Origin of the sequence: Catenulispora sp. MAP12-49 (assembly GCF_041262705.1) — a bacterium.
In the GTDB taxonomy this organism is placed as follows: Bacteria; Actinomycetota; Actinomycetes; order Streptomycetales; family Catenulisporaceae; genus Catenulispora.
The window spans coordinates 131,920-147,695 of the sequence record NZ_JBGCCP010000002.1 but is presented as its reverse complement, the minus strand read 5'-3'; the positions used below and the strand labels follow the sequence as shown (position 1 = coordinate 147,695).

Sequence of the window (15,776 nt, the reverse complement as noted above, 5' to 3'; positions counted from 1 at the left end):
TCAGTCCGCCTGCGCCAGCGCGACGTCGGCGGCCTTGGCCGCGTCCTGCAACGCCGTCTTGGGATCGCCCTGTCCTTGCAGCACCTTGGCGATCGCCTGTCCGACGGCCTGGGACAGGCCGACGTAGCCGGGGACGGTCGGGCGGGCGGTGGTGGCGTTCTTCAGGTTGTCGAAGAGCGTCTGCGCGCCGGGGTACTGCTGGGCGTAGGCCTGGAACTCCTGGCTGGTGGCCTCGCTGCTGCGCAGCGGCAGGTTGCCGGTGGCCAGGTTGAACTGCGGGTCGATCTCCTGCGAGGTCAGCCACTGCGCGAACTGGTAGGACCAGTAGGCCCGGTTCGCGTCGTGGTGGTCGTACAGGGTCCAGATGTCGGGGCCGGAGATCGTCTGGTGGTCGGTGCCGTCGAAGGACGGCAGGTAGGTGACGCCGTAGTCCAGGTTGGCGGCGACGTTGTCCGACAGCTGCCAGGGCCCGCTCATGATCATGCCGATCAGGCCGGACTTGAACAGGTCGGCGTACTTCTGGTCGTCCTGCGAGAGGTACACGGACTTGTCGGTGACGGCCATCTGCTGCAGGAAGGTCAGCGCGGCCACGCCGGCGTCGGAGTCGAAGGCGGACTTGGTGTTGTCGGAGTTCAGGACGCTGCCGCCCTTCTGCCACAGCAGCGGCCAGAAGTGCCAGGTGGTGTCCTCGGTGCCGGAGACCGAATAGGCGGTGCCGTAGATGTTCTTGGCCGGGTCGGTGAGCTTCTTGGCCGCGGCCCGGAAGTCGTCCCAGGTCCAGGTGTTCGTGGGCGCGGGGATCCCCGCGGCCTGGAACAGCTTCTTGTTGTACATCAGCGCCAGGTTGTCCACGACCGCCGGGAAGCCGATCACGTGGCCGTTGGGCGTGGCGGTCTGCCGGGCCGCCGGCGGGAACTCGTCCCACTTCACCGAGGGGTCCTTGACCTTGTCGGTGATGTCCAGGGTGCGGCCGGAGTCCTGCATCTGGGTGGCCCAGCTGCCGAAGTTGTAGGAGATGTCCGGGTAGGTGCCGCTGGTGAAGGCCGCGGTCAGCTTCGGCAGCAGCTGGTCGGTGGTCGGCGCGCCGGGCGAGATGTCGACGGTGACGTTCGGGTGCGCCGCGTGGAACTGCTTGGCCAGGCCCTCCAGCAGCTTCTCCGGGGCGACGTCCTGCCCGGTCCACACCGTGATGGTGACGGCCTTGGCCGGATCGGCGGCCGCCTTCGAGGAGGACGACGACGAGCAGCCGGCGGTCAGGGCCAGCGCGGCGGCACTGACGGTGACGGCGGCCGAGCGAAGTATGCGTGTCGTTCTTGGGTGCACGGGAGGCCTCCCAGACGGAGAAGACGGAGGGAACAGGGACGGAAGAGTTCCGTCATTCAAGAACCCCGCACCCCGAACTCACAAGATCCACGCACGTTTCGCTCACCGGGGATGCTCGAAGGAGCACGCAACGTCGCTCGTTGAGCAACTTCTTGGCAGCTTCCGGGCGCACCAGTAGCATCAGGGGGGTCGCCGTGGAAACGCGACGTCAGAGGTACGCCCATCCGGTATGCCGGCGCATCCGCCGCGAGCCCGGACCGAGTCGCCAGGACCGTGCGAGCACCGCCGCGCGGGTTCCGAGGCGGGGTCGTGCCCACCAGCACTGTGGAGCTCACCATGAGCCTCATCGATGCCCACCTGATGTCCGATCATCACAGCAAGCACATCCCGACCATGCACCGTTCCGACCGGGTCACCGCGATCCTGGACCGGCTGGCCTACGGCGGCAGCGTGGACGTCGCCACCGCGGCGCGTGAACTCGGCGTCTCGGTGGCCACCATCCGCCGCGACCTGACCCTGCTGGACGACCAGAACCTGCTGGTCCGCACCCGCGGCGGCGCGGTCGGCCGGGACGTCGCCTACGAGCTGCCGGTCCGCTACCGCGACAACCACGGCCGCGCGGCCAAACAGGCCATCGCGCGCATGGCGCTGCGGGCCCTGGCCCCGGGCCGGCACGTGGTGGCCGTCAACGGCGGCACCACCACCAGCGAGGTGGCCCGGCTGCTGGCCACCCGCACCGAGCTCACGGTGGTCACCAACGCCCTGAACATCGCCGGCATCCTGGTCAACCGCCCGAAGGTGAAACTGGTGGTCACCGGCGGCGTGGCCCGCTCGAACTCCTACGAGATGGTGGGCCCCTGGGCCGAGACCATCGTCGGGCGCTTCAACGTGGACACCGCCTTCATCGGCATCGACGGCATCAGCGCCGCCAGCGGCCTGTCCACCCACGACGAGGTCGAGGCGCACACCAACGCGGTGATCATCGGCCGCGCGCGCCGGGTCGTGGTGGTCGCCGACGGCTCGAAGATCGGCCGCACGCATCTGGCGCACGTGGTCGGCCTGGAGGCGATCGACCAGCTGGTGACGGACTCCAGCGCCGATCCGGCGGAGCTGCAGGCGATCGCGGCGCAGGGGGTGGCGGTGCGGATCGCGGAACCGGTGCGGCGGTGAGGGTGGGTGGGCCTCACGCGCGGCCGGCGGACTCGATGTGCCCGGCGACGGCCAGACGACGGCCTGACGACGCGACCCAGCGACGGCCCGGCGACGGCCTGGCGATTCACCCAGGCCGTCGCCACGGGACCATCAGAGCTCTTGTGCCGCCCGGTCCTTGGCCTGCCCCTTCAAGCAGCGCTGAACAGTGTCCGCGGCCTCCAGCACCAGCCGGCGCAGTGCCGGCACCGGCTGCGTGGCGGCCAGCCAGGCGTCGGTGGCGTCCAGGGTGGCCTGCTCGATCACGGACGCCGGGTACAGGCCCGTCGCGATCTGAGTGGCGATCTCATGCGTGCGGGACTCCCAGACGCCCTCCAGCGCGGCGAAGTACTTCGCCGCATACGGCTTGAGCAGTTCCTCGCGCTTGTCCGCGGGCACCGACTGAAAGCCTGAGATGACGGAGGCGACGGTGTGGTTGGCCAGGGTGTCGCCGTCCACGACCGATGCCCAGGCCTCGGCCTTGGCCTCGGCGGTCGGGCGCGCGGCGCGGGCCTGGAGGGCGTAGCGCTCGCCGGTGGCGGTCTTGTCCCGCTCCAGCTCGGCGTCGATCTCCGGGACGTCCGCCTTGCCGCCGACCACCAGGGCCATCAGCAGGGTCCAGCGCAGCTCGGTGTCGACGGTCAGGCCCTCCAGGGTCTGCGAGCCGTCCAGCAGGGCGCCGATGTAGGCCAGTTGCTCCTCGGTCAGCGCGGTGCCGGCGAAGGAGCGGACCCAGGCGAGCTGGAAGTCCGAGCCGGGCTCGGCCGCCTTCACGTGCTCCCACAAAGCGTCGGCGAGCAGAGCCTGGCCGGTCGGGCGCCACGCCGGGTCGGCGAACAGCTCGACGGCGGACTTGGCCTGCCGCTGAAGAAGCTGTGCGACACCGATGTCGGACTCCCGGCCGATCCCGCCGAGAACCAGTTTGAGATAGTCGCGCGCGGCCAGCTCGGCGTTGCGGACCATGTCCCACGCGGCGCTCCAGCACAGGGTGCGCGGCAGGGACTCGGCGAAGTCGCCGACATGGTCCACCAGAGTCGCCATCGAGTGCTCATCCAGGCGGATCTTGGCGAACGTCAGGTCGTCGTCGTTGAGCAGCACCAATGCGGGCCGCGCCTTGCCGACCAGCTCGGCGACCTCGGTGCGGGCTCCTATGACATCGAGTTCCACCCGGTGAGTACGCACCAGGGCGCCGTCGACCACGTTGTACAGACCGATCGCCAAACGGTGCGGACGCAACGTCGGGAACTGCTCGGAGAACCCCTCCTGCTCCACGGCGAAGGAGGTGAACGCCCCGGTGTCGTCGACCTCGTACACCGGCCGCAGGGTGTTGGGGCCCGGCGTCTCCAGCCACAGCCTCGACCACTGCCGCAGGTCGCGTCCGGAGCTCTCCTCCAGCGCGGCGAGCAGGTCGGCGAGCGTGGTGGTACCCCAGGCGTGGCGCTCGAAGTAGCGGCGCAGGCCCTCGAAGAAGTGGTCGTCGCCGACCCAGGCCACCAGCTGCTTCAGGACCGAGGCGCCCTTGGCGTAGGTGATGTCGTCGAGGTTGACCATCACGTCTTCCAGGTCGCGGATCTCCGCGACGATCGGGTGCGTGCTGGGCAGCTGGTCCTGGCGGTAGCCCCGGGACTTGTTGGCGTTGGCGAAGGTGGTCCAGGCGTCCTTGAAGCGGGTCGCGGCGACCTGCGCGTAGAAGGCGCTGAAGGTGGCGAAGGACTCGTTCAGCCACAGGTCGTTCCACCACTGCATGGTGACCAGGTCGCCGAACCACATGTGGGCCATCTCGTGCAGGATGACCTCGGCGCGCTGCTCGTACGAGACGTCGGTGACCCTCGACCGGAAGATGTACTCCTCGCGGAACGTGACACATCCGGGGTTCTCCATCGCGCCGAAGTTGAACTCCGGCACGAACAGCTGGTCATACTTACCGAACGGGTAGTCCCGGTCGAACTTCTCGGTGAAGAAGTCGAAGCCCTGCCGGGTGATCTCGAAGATCTCCTCCGGGCGCAGGTACTCGGCCAGCGAGGCCCGCACCGCCACCCCCAGCGGGATCTTCTGGCCGCGCTTGGTGGTGTGCTCCGAGCGCGCCACGTGGTACTTCCCGCCGGCCACGGCGGTGATGTACGAGGAGATCCGCGGAGTCGGCTCGAAGGTCCACACCGAGGTGGCGTCACCCCGTGACACCGGCTCGGGCGTCGGGGAGTTGGAGAAGACCTGCCACGCCTCCGGCGCCTGGATCGTGAAGGCGAAGGTGCCCTTCAGATCGGGCTGCTCGAACACCGCGAACGCCCGGCGCGACTCCGGTGTCGCGAACTGCGTGTACAGATACGCCTCGCCGTCGACCGGGTCGATCATCCGGTGCAGGCCCTCGCCGGTGTTCATGTACACGCAGTCGGCGACGACCCGCAGCTCGTTCTCCGCCCTCAAGTCGGCCAGCGCGATCCGGCTGTCCTGGAACACCTCGGCGGGATCGAGGTCCCGGCCGTTGAAGGTGACCGCGCGGACGTTCGGGGCGATCAGATCGATGAACGTCGAAGCGCCGGGGGTCCGCGCGGTGAACCGCACGACGGTCTCCGACCGGTAGGTCGCGACCCGCGGGTCGGGGGCGCCCGACCAGTCCAGGTCCACCTCGTAGGAGTGGACGTCAACCAGCGCCGCGCGTTCGCGCGCTTCCTCGTGGGCCAGGTTCGTACCGCGCGTCACCGCATGGCTCCTTGTCGATCGTCATGAGTTCCCCCGATCCTGGCACGGCATCGGCGTGAACGCTGGCGACACGTGGAGCACACGTGCGTGGACCGGCAGCCCGGGGCCGGGCTGCCGGTGGGAGGTGGTGCCGGACGGTCTGCCGGCTCAGCAGGTCCCTGAGAAGCTGCTGTGGGCATCCAGGCCGGTGGCGGCCCGATAGGCGGCGAACCCGGTGTAGGTGGTGCCGTGCCAGCCCCACTGCGCCGTGCCGGCGCCCGCCGCCGCGGCCGAGTAGTGGTTTTCGTCCACGAGGTCTCCCTGCCCGGAGGTCGAGCGGGCGACGGTGCCGATCAGCAGGGTGCCGGGGCCGGCGGCGCAGATCGTGTTGCCGGTGATCGTGGTGCCGCTTTCGTGGAACTGGATCAGGAACTCCGGCGAACCGTCGTGGTCGGTGTTGTTGTTCCGCAGGGTGTTGCCGGTGAAGGTGTTCGCGAAGGCCTGCCCGGTCTGCACTCCCCCGCAGTCCTGGCCGCCGTCGCAGTAGCCGCCGGTGGTGATGCCGACGTAACGGCTGTCGCTGACCGCGTTGCCCTCGACAGTGACGTGGTCGGCGGCGCCGCGCGCGTTCTCGGCGGCCACCTCGATGCCGATGTCGTCGGCCTGGGCGGTGTTGCCGGCGATGTCGATGTGGGTGCCGCCGTCGACGTACACGCCGTCGGCACAGTTGCACCAGCCGGTCGGCGACCAGTAGGCGGGGTTGCCGGCGGAGATGATGTTCTCCACGGTGTTCCCGCTGATCACACCGTTGCGGGCGCGGTTGAGGTCGGTGTAGCGGTAGGCCGCGGGCAGCGTCGGCTCGAAGCCGATGGCGTCGATGCCGATGTTGTTGTTGTCGTGGATCCGGTTGCCGGTGATGCGCCAGCCGTCGACGTTGCCGTTGACCACGACCGACTCGCTGGCGCCGAGCGTGAGGTGGTCAACCTCGTTGCCGTCGATGGTCAGACCGGTGATGGACCGCGTCGGGGAGTCGCCGTAGGCGGCGATGCCGTGGGCGTTCATGTCCATGCTGCCCAGCGTGCCGTTGTCGTTGCCCATGGCGTGCACATGGTCGGCGGCGATCGTGACGCCGGTGTCGCCGCCGTGGACGTAGATCCCGATCGGCATCGCGTCGATGTCCGTGGTGCGGTAGCCGGTGATCTCCAGGCCCCGGACGGCGACCGCCGTGCTGTCGGCGATGTCGACCATCGCCGAGCGGCCGGTGGGGACCTTCAGCGGGGAGCCGTCCAGGACGGGGTGCTCGCCGGCGGCCGCGGTGACGGTGATGTTGGCGACGTTGTGCAGGCTGAAGCGCTGCGCGTAGGTGCCGCCGCGCAGCACGACCGTGCCACCGTTGGTGGACGCCGACACCGCGGTGACGGCGCGCTGGATCGTGGCGAACGGCGCGGCCTGGGTGCCGCTGGAGGAGTCCGAGCCGCTCGGGGCGACGTAGACCGTGGCGGGGGCGGTGGCGGAGGCGGCCGTGGAGGTACCCGCCGCGTGAGCGGGCACTGATAGCGCGGCAGACGGCAGGACCAACGCGGCTGAGGCCGCGAGGGCCAGAACATGTGGCTTCATACCGCCCAGAGCGTGGGCGAGGCGCCGGGCACAGTCAACGAAAACTCAACGCGCGTGCGCGATTGGCCCCAGTCGCTCACGCCGGCTGCGCGTTTGGCGTCCACACCTCGACGCTGCCGCGATGCCGCTGCTAGAAAACGGCGCAAACGAGAACAGCCACATCTCGAGGAGGAATCATGACCCTGACTCCAACGGCCAAGCGTCTGGCCGCGGCGGCGGCCGGCCTCGCCCTGACCGCCGCCGGAGCCGTCGCCCTGGCCCCGGCGGCGTCGGCGACGCCCGCGCTGCCGAGCCCGGTCGCCTGCAACGGCTGCTGGCAGCCGAACGTGCAGACGTCCTGGAACTGGGTGCTGTCCACGGTGCCCAGCGCACCGTTCCGCAACGTGCAGATGTACGACGTGGACGGCTTCAACAACACCGCCGCGAACGTCTCCGCGCTGCACTCGGCGGGCATCAAGGCGGTCTGCTACCTGTCGGCCGGGACGTACGAGAACTGGCGCCCGGACGCGTCGCAGTTCCCGTCCTCGGTCCTGGGCAGCGGCAACGGATGGCCCGGCGAGAAGTGGCTGGACGTCCGGGAGATCCAGAAGTCGAACAGCGTGCTGCGCACGATCATGGACGCCCGGCTGGACATGTGCAAGCAGAAGGGCTTCGACATGGTCGAGCTCGACAACGTCGACGGCTACACCAACAGCACCGGCTTCCCGCTGACCGCCGCCGACCAGCTCTACTTCAACGCGACCCTGGCCAACGACTCGCACTCCCGCGGCCTGAGCGTGCTGCAGAAGAACGATGATGAGCAGATCCCACAACTGCTGCCGTACTTCGACGGCGCCCTGAACGAGCAGTGCAACCAGTACAAGGAGTGCACCACCGCGCAGAACGGCGACTACGGCTACGACCAGTACGTGGCCGCCGGCAAGCCGGTGTTCCAGGCCGAGTACAAGCTGGCGACCTCCTCGTTCTGTTCGAAGGACAACGCGAGCAACTTCAACGGTGTGCGGTTCGACATCAACCTGGACGACAAGACGTTCCAGCCCTGCCGCTGATGTGACCTGACCTGACCCCGCACCGGGGAAGGCGAGCGTGCCTGTGAGGGGACACGCTCGCCTTCCCTTTCCCATGCCCTGATTCGCATGATTCACGACTTTTGTCAGTAACCTCATGGTATGCTGCCCCTGATCGTGTCCAGCCTGGCCGTGATGCTGGCGTGGACGTTCGCCGCCCGCAGACTGGCCCGCTGGCAGGTCAACGGCCCGCTGTTCATGGTGGCCGGCGGCGTCGTCGCGGGGGTCGCCGGCGGGACCGGGTTCGCCGAGCGCCTGGACACGCACCTGGCCGAGCGGATCGTCGAGCTCGTGCTCGCCGTTCTGCTGTTCGTGGACGCCACCGTGGTGCGCGACGGGTTCCTGGCCGGCGAGCGCGGCGCGGTCATCCGGTTGTTGTTCATCGCGCTGCCGCTGACAGTGGCCGTGGCCTTCGTGCTCGGGCTGCCGCTGCTGCCGACGCACTCGTGGGCGGTGGTCTTCGTCATCGCGTGCGTCGTGCTGCCGCTGGACTTCGCCTCCGCGCCGCACCTGCTCAAAGACCGGAACGTGCCGCTGTGGGTGCGGCACGTCCTGGCGATCGAGAGCGGATACAACGACGGTCTGTTCTCCCCCGCGTTCGCCTTCGCCATCCTGCTGATCGGCGAATCCGGGCACGGCGGCACGCCGGAGGAGGCGCTGGGGCAGGCCGTACCGGCCGCGGTGTACGCCGTGCTCGTCGGCGTCGGGTTCGGCGCGGTGACCGGCGCCGCGCTGCGCTGGACCGAGCGGGTCGGCTGGTCCAGCGCGGAGTCGGTGGGCATCGCCACGCTGCTGCTGCCGATCGTCACCTACTCGATCGCGGTGTACGTCGGCGGCAACGGCTTCGTGGCGGCGTTCCTGGCCGGTATCGCCTACAAGCGGGGACGAGCCGGATTCCGCGCCAAGGGCAAGGACATCCACATCTCCGAGTCCGAGTTCACCACCGTCGAGGCACTGGGCACCGTCTCGGCGCTGGTCGTGTGGTTCGTCTTCGGCGCGGTCGCGGTGCTGGTGTTCCAGATCGGCGTGCCGGGCGACGTGATCCTGTACAGCGTCCTGGCACTGACCGTCGTGCGCATGGTCCCGGTGTACCTGGCGATGCTCGGCAGCGGCGCGACGTTCCTGGACCGCACACTGCTCGGCCTGGTCGGGCCGCGCGGCACCACCTCGATCGTGTTCGGGCTCCTGGCCTACAACGCCGTCCGCGACGAGGACGCGGACCTGGCGCTCAGCACGATGACGATCGTGCTGCTGGGGAGCCTGGTGCTGCACGGGGTGGCGGTGCCGCTGGCCGTCCAGCGACTCGGCGCGGGTGAGGAACCCACTCCGGAATCCACTCCCGCCTAGGCGAACGCACCGCTGGTCAGGCCAGCCAATCCGGCCCGGACGGACTCGGTGGTGGCGTCGGCGAAGACCTCGCTGCTCCCGGCCTCCAGGGCGTCCAGGATTCGGCGGGCGATGTCGTCGGGTGCTGATTTGTCGACGTCGGCCAGGTGCGCGGTCATCGGGGTGTCGACGTAGGCGAAGTGCGCGCCGAGGACCTGCGTGCCCTGCGCGGCCAGTTCCAGGCGCAGGGAGTTGGTCAGGCCCCAGAACGCCGCCTTGCTGGAGCTGTAGACACCGGGCGTGGCGAGCCAGCTCAGCACCGAGTGGATGTCCAGCACCGCGCCGCCGCCGTTCGCGGCCAGGATCGGGGCGAACGCCCGGACCAGCGCCAGCGGGCCGAAGACGTTGGTCTCGAAGGTCTGGCGGATCTCGTCCAGGTCGCCGGCGAGCAGCGAGCGCGGGCCGCTGATGCCGGCGTTGTTGACGAGCACGGTGACGTCGCGCGCGGCGGCCGCGGCGGCCTCGATCGCGGCCGGGTCGGCGACATCGAGCCGGATCGGGACGACGCGCTGGTCGCCCCACTTGTGGTCGCGGCGCGCGGCGGCGTAGACCTTGGCGGCACCGCGCTCCAGCGCCTGGCCGACGAACTCCTGCCCCAGGCCGCCGGTCGCACCGGTGACCAGGACCACGCTGTTGTCGAGCTTCATGACGGGCTCCCATCGATACTTCGGTCGATACTGCGGGTCGATATTTCGGTATACTGAAGTCAGCTACTGCTACGGCACTCTAGCACCTGACTTCGCTTAACCAAAGCCAACCCGGAGGAGGCCGACAGGCATGAAGCTCCACCCGCCCCTGGACGACCACACGACCTGGTCCCCGATCGGCGACTGCCCGGTCGAGAAGGCGATGGCCGTCGTCGGCAGCCGCAACTCGATGCTGATCATGCGCGAGGCCTTCTACGGCACCACCCGCTTCGACGACTTCACCCACCGCGTCGGCATGGCCCCGGCCACCACCTCGGCGAACCTCAAAGCCCTGGCCGAAGCGGGCCTGCTCTCCCGCCACCCCTACCGCGACGCCGGCGGCCGAGCCCGCGAGGAGTACCGCCTCACCGACTCCGGCCGCGACCTGATGCCCGCGATGTTCGCCCTGTTCCGGTGGGGGCAGAAGCACGCCGGCGGGCCCACGGACGTGGACATCGCACACATCGGCTGCGGGGAGAGCGTCGAGGTGACGGTGGCGTGCCGGGGGCGGCATGAGGTGGGGCTGGATGAGGTCGAGCTGCTGAGCGGGCTGGAGTGATCGAGCGGGGCGTCGGTGACACCTGGGGCCTGTTATCCCCGCCCGCCACAGCCGCGTCCGACTTCGATACCGTTCGCCGATGACCCCCGAACAGATGGTCCAGGCGGCGATCGAGGTCGCGGAAGAAGGACTGGCCGCCGGCGAACTGCCGATCGGCGCGGTGGTGGTGCTGGACGACCAGATCGTCGGCCGCGCCTACACCCAGGACCGCGGGCAGCGCCGACGCCTGGTCCACGCCGACCTGCTGGCGATGATCGAGGCCGACGACCAGCTGGGCTGGGCCCGCAGGCCGCATCCGCTGCGGCTGGCCGTGAACCTGGAGCCGTGCGTCATGTGCTTCGGCGCGGCGATGACGATGGGGATCACCGAGGTCCACTACGCTCTGGAATCACCGGCCGACGGCGCCTCGGCGATCGCCGGCCACTGGCAGCCGACCAACTTGGACCTGCCCGGCTACGCCGCACCGGCGATGACCGGCGGCATCCTGCGCCACGCCAGCCGGGAGCTGTTCCGCCGCTACTGCCGGACGGCGCCGGAGAGCGGATTTCGGAGCTGGGCGCAGACCATTGCGGACCTGCCGGACTGATCGAGCCCGCCATCGCCCACCTGCTGGACCGACCGCAGCAGTTCATTGCCACCCCGGCCACCCCGGTCGCATCGGTCGCGCAGAGCTGAGCGATCACGCATCCCCCGTCGTGGCGCGCACGTGCGCCCGGGCTGCGGCGACCCGCTCGCCGAGGGTGCCCTCCCAGGGGTCGACGTCGGCGACGTACTCGTCATGCCGACGCCACCATTCGTAGGCGCCGGTCTGCGGGTAGCCCGCGGGCGAGTCCTCCCACTCCTCCTGCCGGCCGAGGGCGGACAGGTCGAGGTAGCTCCAGGTACTGCCCAGGGCCTCGTCCCCGCGGTGGTTGACGAAGTAGGTCCTGAACACCCGGCCGCCCTCCCGGATGAAGGCGTTGGTGCCGTGCCACTCGTCCACGCCGAAGTCGGCGTCGAAGTCGTCGGTGAGCGTGTACCAGGGCCCGTCCCAGCCCATCTCGGACTTCAGCCGCCGGATGGCGGACTGCGGCGCCCGCGAGACCCGGGCGTAGGTGGTCCCCCGCGCATGCAGGTGCGAGAGATGGGCGACCTGGTCGGCCATCATCGAGCAGCCCGGGCAGCCACGCTCGGGCCAGCCGGAGACACCGGGCTCGAAGAAGAAGCGGTAGACGATGAGCTGACGGCGCCCCTCGAACAGGTCGAGCAGCCCCACCGGCCCGTCCGGCCCCTCGAAGCGATAGCCCTTGTCCACCTCCATCCTGGGCATCCGGCGGCGCTCGGCGGCCAGCGCGTCGTGCGCGCGCGTCACCTCCTTCTCCTTGACCCGGAGCTTCAGGCGGGCGGCCTCCCACTCCTCGGGGGAAACGATGGGCGGCAGCGGGATGTTCATGGCAGATCTCCGATCCGGTTCGGGCTTCACACCGGACACAGACAAGGCGCGGGACAGAGACTGGGCGGTGGCGGGCCGCCCAGTTTCGAGGGCGGATGGTGTCGGTGTGAACGGCGGCCATCCCCACCGGGTTGTCTGTGGAGTTCTTGTGTGGCGTTCAGGCTTCGCGAACGGAGATCGTCCAGCGTCAATACGCTGCCGTCGATAATCGTCGAGGCCTGAAAGAGGAGTCCTGCGTGCCGATGACACGTGTCAGGCGGATTCGGAGGGGAACCGGTGGCGCGATCGTGGCGCTCTTCCTCGCCGGTTTCGCAACGATGTGGTACGCGGTCCTGGATCACGGCAAGCCGGTCGTGTGGAGTTCTACGGCGGCCGGCGTTCCCCACGCGACGTCGGTGGTGGGCGGCTGGCTGACCCCCGAGGCGGTCGTCCGCCCACAGGCCGACGGGCTCGTCGCGTACGACCGCACTGACGGACACCGACGGTGGGCCTATTCTCCGGCGGGCTCGTTGTCGGAGGTCTGCGCGGTCAGCCCCACGGTCGCCGGCGACGGCGTGGTCGTCTTCGGCATGGTTGACGAGCACGGTGTGAACGACTGCGGGCAGATCGCAGACATCGATACCGCGACGGGTGTGGTGAACTGGACCGCGCCGCTGCCGACAAAGTGGCGGGAAACCGATGAGGATCCAAGCGATCCCGCTCCCGCGGTCGCAGCGGATGTCGTCGTCGCCGAGGAACCGCATGGGCTCGTAGCCTTCCGGCGAAGCGACGGAACGGTCGCTTGGACGTACTCCGCGCCGTCACCGAATTGCATTGTGGAGGCCGTGAGCGGGGCGGGCGACAGGTTGGTCGCGGCGACCCGCTGTCCGAATGGCGCGGGGCAGGTGGTCAGTCTCGACGCGCACTCTGGAAACGTATTGTGGGCGGCGACGCTACCGGTCACCGAAGGCGGGAGCTTCGATGTCCCCTCTTACTATACGAAGGTCATTTCGGCGGACCCGCCTGTCGTCGCGATCTACGCGGCGAGCGCCGTCGACGAATGGGGCCAGATCAGGTCCTACGACGGCGCGGGCACCCTGCGGGCAGCATTCCCGTCGGCAGGTCTGGAGCTGACTGAACTGATGGGGATGCAGCTGCCGTCCTCGGCCCGTGTCGTCGATTCCAGCATGATCGCCGTTACCAGTGATCAAAATGACGGTCCCGGATCTGCGCTCGCCATCAGCGTCGTCGCCTACGACATCGGATCGGGACGACGGATCTGGAGCGTCGATCCCTATCCCGGGGGCAGCTACGAACTGGTCGGAATATCAGGTGGTGATGCTCTCGTCATGGAGCAGAACGACTCGTTGTTGGGTCCGGGGCATGCCCGGCTTCTGCGTCTGTCGCTGTCGAACGGGAGATCCACGGTGGTGGAGGACTACTCGCCGCACACCCTCGCCGACGATGGCAAGGCTTTGTTCATCGGCGACGGCTCAGGCCTGTTCGCCATCGATGCGCAGTCCGACGAAAGCCCGGCGACGAGCGGGGGTTCTACCCCGGCGCATGTGGCCACGCACACTGCCGTTGTCCGGATCCGTTGACCTCGACTAACCGCTTTCCCGGCTTGCTCGCGTCGCACTCCGCACCACCACATCTCCCGCCGCCGTCCGGTAATACAGCACCGACCGCCCCGACCGCCGCCGGCGCACCAGATCCGCGTCGAGCAGGATCTTGAGATGCCGCCCGACCGAGCCCAGCGGCTGGCCGGTCAGCGTCACCAGATGCGTCGTGCTCATCGGTGAGGCCAGCAGTTGCAGCAGCGCCGCACGGTTCGCGCCGAGCAGGCGTGCCAGCGGCTGCGAGGCGGCGGCGGTGCCGGCTTCGGCCAGGGCGCCGGTGCAGGGGTAGATGATCGCGTAGTCGGGCGTTCTGTCCCAGGCGACCCAGCCGCGGCCGGGGGTCACGGGGGCGAAGTACAGGCGCGCGCCGGCGATCGGGCGGGGCGGGAAGTTGTGGAGGTTGATCTGCAGGGTGCCGTCGCCGAGCCAGCGCATGCCGGGGCGCATGTCGTTCAGGGCCGCGGCCCAGCCGCCATGGCTCAGGCGGGCTGTGCGGGAGACGATGTCGGCCTCCATCAGGCGGCGGCGACGGTCCCAGGTCGGGGCCACGGTGTGGGTCCAGACCCAGGCCAGGACGTCGGCCAGGCGCGGGGCCAGGTCGGTGCGGTCCAGTTGCGGGGGCAGCGGGCCGCCGAAGGAGACCTCGAGGTGCGCGGTGGCGGTCTCCGGCGGTGTGGTGCTGACGCGGCGCAGTTCCTCCTCGAAGCTCTGGTCGCCGAAGGGGACCGGGCACAGCAGGTCGGCGATCCAGTGCGTGCGGGCGCCGAGGGAGGCGTCGAGCAGCGGGCCGGTGAGCGGGTCGGCGCTCACCATGGCCCGGTAGGCGGCGCGGTGTTCGTCGAACCAGGCCCGCTCCGCCGGGTGCGCGGTCGTCTCGCGGTGCAGGGTGTGCAGGCAGGCGAGCGTCTCGCACAGCGGTGACACCACGAAGCGGCCGCTGGCCAGGGTGTCGGTGTCGACGAGCCACAGCGTCATCGTTTCGCCTCCCGGCGAAACTGTACCGGCCGCGCGGCGGCGGCTCCCACACTGACGACCATGCGGACCTACCGGCAGCTCTTCGCCTCCCCCGAGTTCCCACCCCTGTTCTTCACCAGCCTGGCGCAGGTCGCCGCGCAGACCGTCAGCGGTTTGGCGCTGGCCACGCTCATCTACGCGGCCACCGGCTCGCCGCTGCTGTCCGCCCTGAGCATGTTCGGTCCGAGCCTGGCGCAGGTGATCGGCGCGACCGCGCTGATGTCGGCGGCGGACCGGATCCCGCCGCGCGCGGCGATGGCGGGGCTGGGGCTGGTGTTCGCGGTCGAGACGGCGGTGCTGGCGATTCCCGGGCTGCCGGTCGCGGCGGCCTTCGGCATCCTGTTCGTCACCGGCGTGCTGGCCTCGGTCGGCGGCGGGGTGCGCTACGGGCTGCTCAACGAGATCCTACCGAAGGAGGGCTACCTGATCGGCCGCTCGGTGCTGAACATGGCGGTCGGCACGATGCAGATCTGCGGCTACGGCCTCGGCGGCGTGCTGCTGACCGCGCTGTCGCCGCGGGTGACGCTGCTGGTCGGCGCGGGGCTGTATCTCGCGGCGGCCGTGGTGGCGCGGTTCGGGCTCAGCGCGCGGCCGCCGCGGGCCTCGGGGCGGCCGTCGGTCGCGCAGACGTGGCGCAACAACGCGGTGCTGTGGTCCTCGGTCCCGCGACGCTATGTGTTCCTGGCCCTGTGGGTGCCGAACGGTCTGATCGTGGGCTGCGAGTCGCTGTTCGTATCGCTGTCGCCGCGGCACGCCGGCGTGCTGTTCGCGTTCGCGGCGTTCGGCATGCTGCTCGGCGACATCACCACCGGCCGCTTCCTGCCCGCGAGCTGGCGCCGGGTGCTCGGCGCACCGCTGCGGCTGCTGCTCGCGGTGCCGTACCTGGTGTTCGCCTTCCATCCGGCGCTCCCGATCGCGGCGGCGGCCGTCATGCTCGCCTCGGTCGGCTACGCCGCCAGCCTGCTGTTGCAGGAACGCCTCATGGCCCTGACACTGCACGCGCTGAGCGGCCAGGCGCTGGGGCTCCAGTCCTCGGGGATGCTGACGATGCAGGGGGTCGGCGCGGTGCTCGCCGGTGTCGTCGCGCAGTGGTCCTCGCCGAGCGACGCGATGACGGTGATGGCGGTGGCCTCGGTGGTGGTGACGCTGAGCCTGGCGCGAGGGCTGCGGCCCGAGCGGGTGGAGAGCCCGGTCGAAGCCGCGACGGCCCTCGCGCCGGTGTCATAG

The 15,776-nt window shown here is 69.8% G+C and carries 13 protein-coding genes; 7 read left to right on the top strand and 6 right to left on the bottom strand.

Annotated elements, in window-relative coordinates:
- Positions 1-1,323 (bottom strand): ABC transporter substrate-binding protein, encoded by a 1,323-nt coding sequence (locus ABIA35_RS04755; RefSeq protein ID WP_370356883.1) that lies wholly within the window; start codon positions 1,321-1,323, stop codon positions 1-3.
- 309 nt (positions 1,324-1,632) lie between these two features.
- On the opposite strand from ABIA35_RS04755, the gene ABIA35_RS04750 reads away from it, so the two are divergent.
- Entirely contained in the window at positions 1,633-2,493 is an 861-nt protein-coding gene (locus tag ABIA35_RS04750; protein WP_370356881.1) for a DeoR/GlpR family DNA-binding transcription regulator, read from the top strand.
- A gap of 132 nt (positions 2,494-2,625) precedes the next feature.
- On the opposite strand, the gene pepN is transcribed toward ABIA35_RS04750, so the two are convergent.
- Both pepN and ABIA35_RS04740 read right to left on the bottom strand, forming a co-directional pair.
- Positions 2,626-5,211 (bottom strand): aminopeptidase N, encoded by a 2,586-nt coding sequence (gene pepN / locus ABIA35_RS04745; RefSeq protein WP_370356880.1) that lies wholly within the window; start codon positions 5,209-5,211, stop codon positions 2,626-2,628.
- A 147-nt stretch (positions 5,212-5,358) separates the two neighbouring features.
- Entirely contained in the window at positions 5,359-6,807 is a 1,449-nt protein-coding gene (locus tag ABIA35_RS04740) for a hypothetical protein (RefSeq protein WP_370356878.1), read from the bottom strand.
- A gap of 176 nt (positions 6,808-6,983) precedes the next feature.
- Here ABIA35_RS04740 and ABIA35_RS04735 point away from each other — a divergent pair, with 176 nt between their 5' ends.
- Both ABIA35_RS04735 and ABIA35_RS04730 read left to right on the top strand, forming a co-directional pair.
- A complete protein-coding gene (locus ABIA35_RS04735; protein ID WP_370356876.1) occupies positions 6,984-7,856 on the top strand; it encodes an endo alpha-1,4 polygalactosaminidase in 873 nt (290 codons plus the stop codon).
- A gap of 120 nt (positions 7,857-7,976) precedes the next feature.
- A complete protein-coding gene (locus ABIA35_RS04730) occupies positions 7,977-9,221 on the top strand; it encodes a cation:proton antiporter (RefSeq protein WP_370356874.1) in 1,245 nt (414 codons plus the stop codon).
- On the opposite strand, the gene ABIA35_RS04725 is transcribed toward ABIA35_RS04730, so the two are convergent.
- On the bottom strand, positions 9,218-9,907 hold the full coding sequence (locus tag ABIA35_RS04725) for an SDR family oxidoreductase (RefSeq protein WP_370356872.1): 690 nt from the start codon (positions 9,905-9,907) through the stop codon (positions 9,218-9,220). The two genes, ABIA35_RS04730 and ABIA35_RS04725, sit on opposite strands and share 4 nt — an antisense overlap.
- Positions 9,908-10,037: 130 nt before the next feature.
- On the opposite strand from ABIA35_RS04725, the gene ABIA35_RS04720 reads away from it, so the two are divergent.
- Positions 10,038-10,505 carry a winged helix-turn-helix transcriptional regulator gene (locus ABIA35_RS04720; RefSeq protein ID WP_370356871.1) on the top strand — a complete coding sequence of 156 codons (468 nt, stop codon included), beginning with the start codon at positions 10,038-10,040 and terminating at the stop codon, positions 10,503-10,505.
- A gap of 79 nt (positions 10,506-10,584) precedes the next feature.
- Complete coding sequence (locus tag ABIA35_RS04715; RefSeq protein WP_370356869.1) at positions 10,585-11,091, top strand: nucleoside deaminase; 507 nt, start codon at positions 10,585-10,587, stop codon at positions 11,089-11,091.
- A gap of 93 nt (positions 11,092-11,184) precedes the next feature.
- Here ABIA35_RS04715 and ABIA35_RS04710 read toward each other — a convergent pair whose 3' ends face one another.
- Positions 11,185-11,937, bottom strand: a complete 753-nt coding sequence (locus ABIA35_RS04710; protein ID WP_370356867.1) for a DUF899 domain-containing protein — start codon at positions 11,935-11,937, stop codon at positions 11,185-11,187.
- A 242-nt stretch (positions 11,938-12,179) separates the two neighbouring features.
- On the opposite strand from ABIA35_RS04710, the gene ABIA35_RS04705 reads away from it, so the two are divergent.
- A complete protein-coding gene (locus tag ABIA35_RS04705; RefSeq protein WP_370357390.1) occupies positions 12,180-13,517 on the top strand; it encodes a PQQ-binding-like beta-propeller repeat protein in 1,338 nt (445 codons plus the stop codon).
- 6 nt (positions 13,518-13,523) lie between these two features.
- Here ABIA35_RS04705 and ABIA35_RS04700 read toward each other — a convergent pair whose 3' ends face one another.
- Complete coding sequence (locus ABIA35_RS04700) at positions 13,524-14,510, bottom strand: transcriptional regulator (protein WP_370356865.1); 987 nt, start codon at positions 14,508-14,510, stop codon at positions 13,524-13,526.
- A 60-nt stretch (positions 14,511-14,570) separates the two neighbouring features.
- Between ABIA35_RS04700 and ABIA35_RS04695 the strand changes: the two genes are divergently transcribed.
- Positions 14,571-15,776, top strand: coding sequence for an MFS transporter (locus tag ABIA35_RS04695; protein WP_370356863.1), 1,206 nt, complete (start codon positions 14,571-14,573; stop codon positions 15,774-15,776).

What these genes read in the sequence shown, in the direction of transcription:
- ABIA35_RS04740 (WP_370356878.1), bottom strand. Translation starts at nt 6,807, where the DNA reads ATGAAGCCACATGTTCTGGCCCTCGCGGCCTCAGCCGCGTTGGTCCTG.
- ABIA35_RS04735 (WP_370356876.1), top strand. Translation starts at nt 6,984, where the DNA reads ATGACCCTGACTCCAACGGCCAAGCGTCTGGCCGCGGCGGCGGCCGGC.
- ABIA35_RS04730 (WP_370356874.1), top strand. Translation starts at nt 7,977, where the DNA reads ATGCTGCCCCTGATCGTGTCCAGCCTGGCCGTGATGCTGGCGTGGACG.
- ABIA35_RS04725 (WP_370356872.1), bottom strand. Translation starts at nt 9,907, where the DNA reads ATGAAGCTCGACAACAGCGTGGTCCTGGTCACCGGTGCGACCGGCGGC.
- ABIA35_RS04720 (WP_370356871.1), top strand. Translation starts at nt 10,038, where the DNA reads ATGAAGCTCCACCCGCCCCTGGACGACCACACGACCTGGTCCCCGATC.
- ABIA35_RS04715 (WP_370356869.1), top strand. Translation starts at nt 10,585, where the DNA reads ATGACCCCCGAACAGATGGTCCAGGCGGCGATCGAGGTCGCGGAAGAA.
- ABIA35_RS04710 (WP_370356867.1), bottom strand. Translation starts at nt 11,937, where the DNA reads ATGAACATCCCGCTGCCGCCCATCGTTTCCCCCGAGGAGTGGGAGGCC.
- ABIA35_RS04705 (WP_370357390.1), top strand. Translation starts at nt 12,180, where the DNA reads ATGACACGTGTCAGGCGGATTCGGAGGGGAACCGGTGGCGCGATCGTG.
- ABIA35_RS04700 (WP_370356865.1), bottom strand. Translation starts at nt 14,510, where the DNA reads ATGACGCTGTGGCTCGTCGACACCGACACCCTGGCCAGCGGCCGCTTC.
- ABIA35_RS04695 (WP_370356863.1), top strand. Translation starts at nt 14,571, where the DNA reads ATGCGGACCTACCGGCAGCTCTTCGCCTCCCCCGAGTTCCCACCCCTG.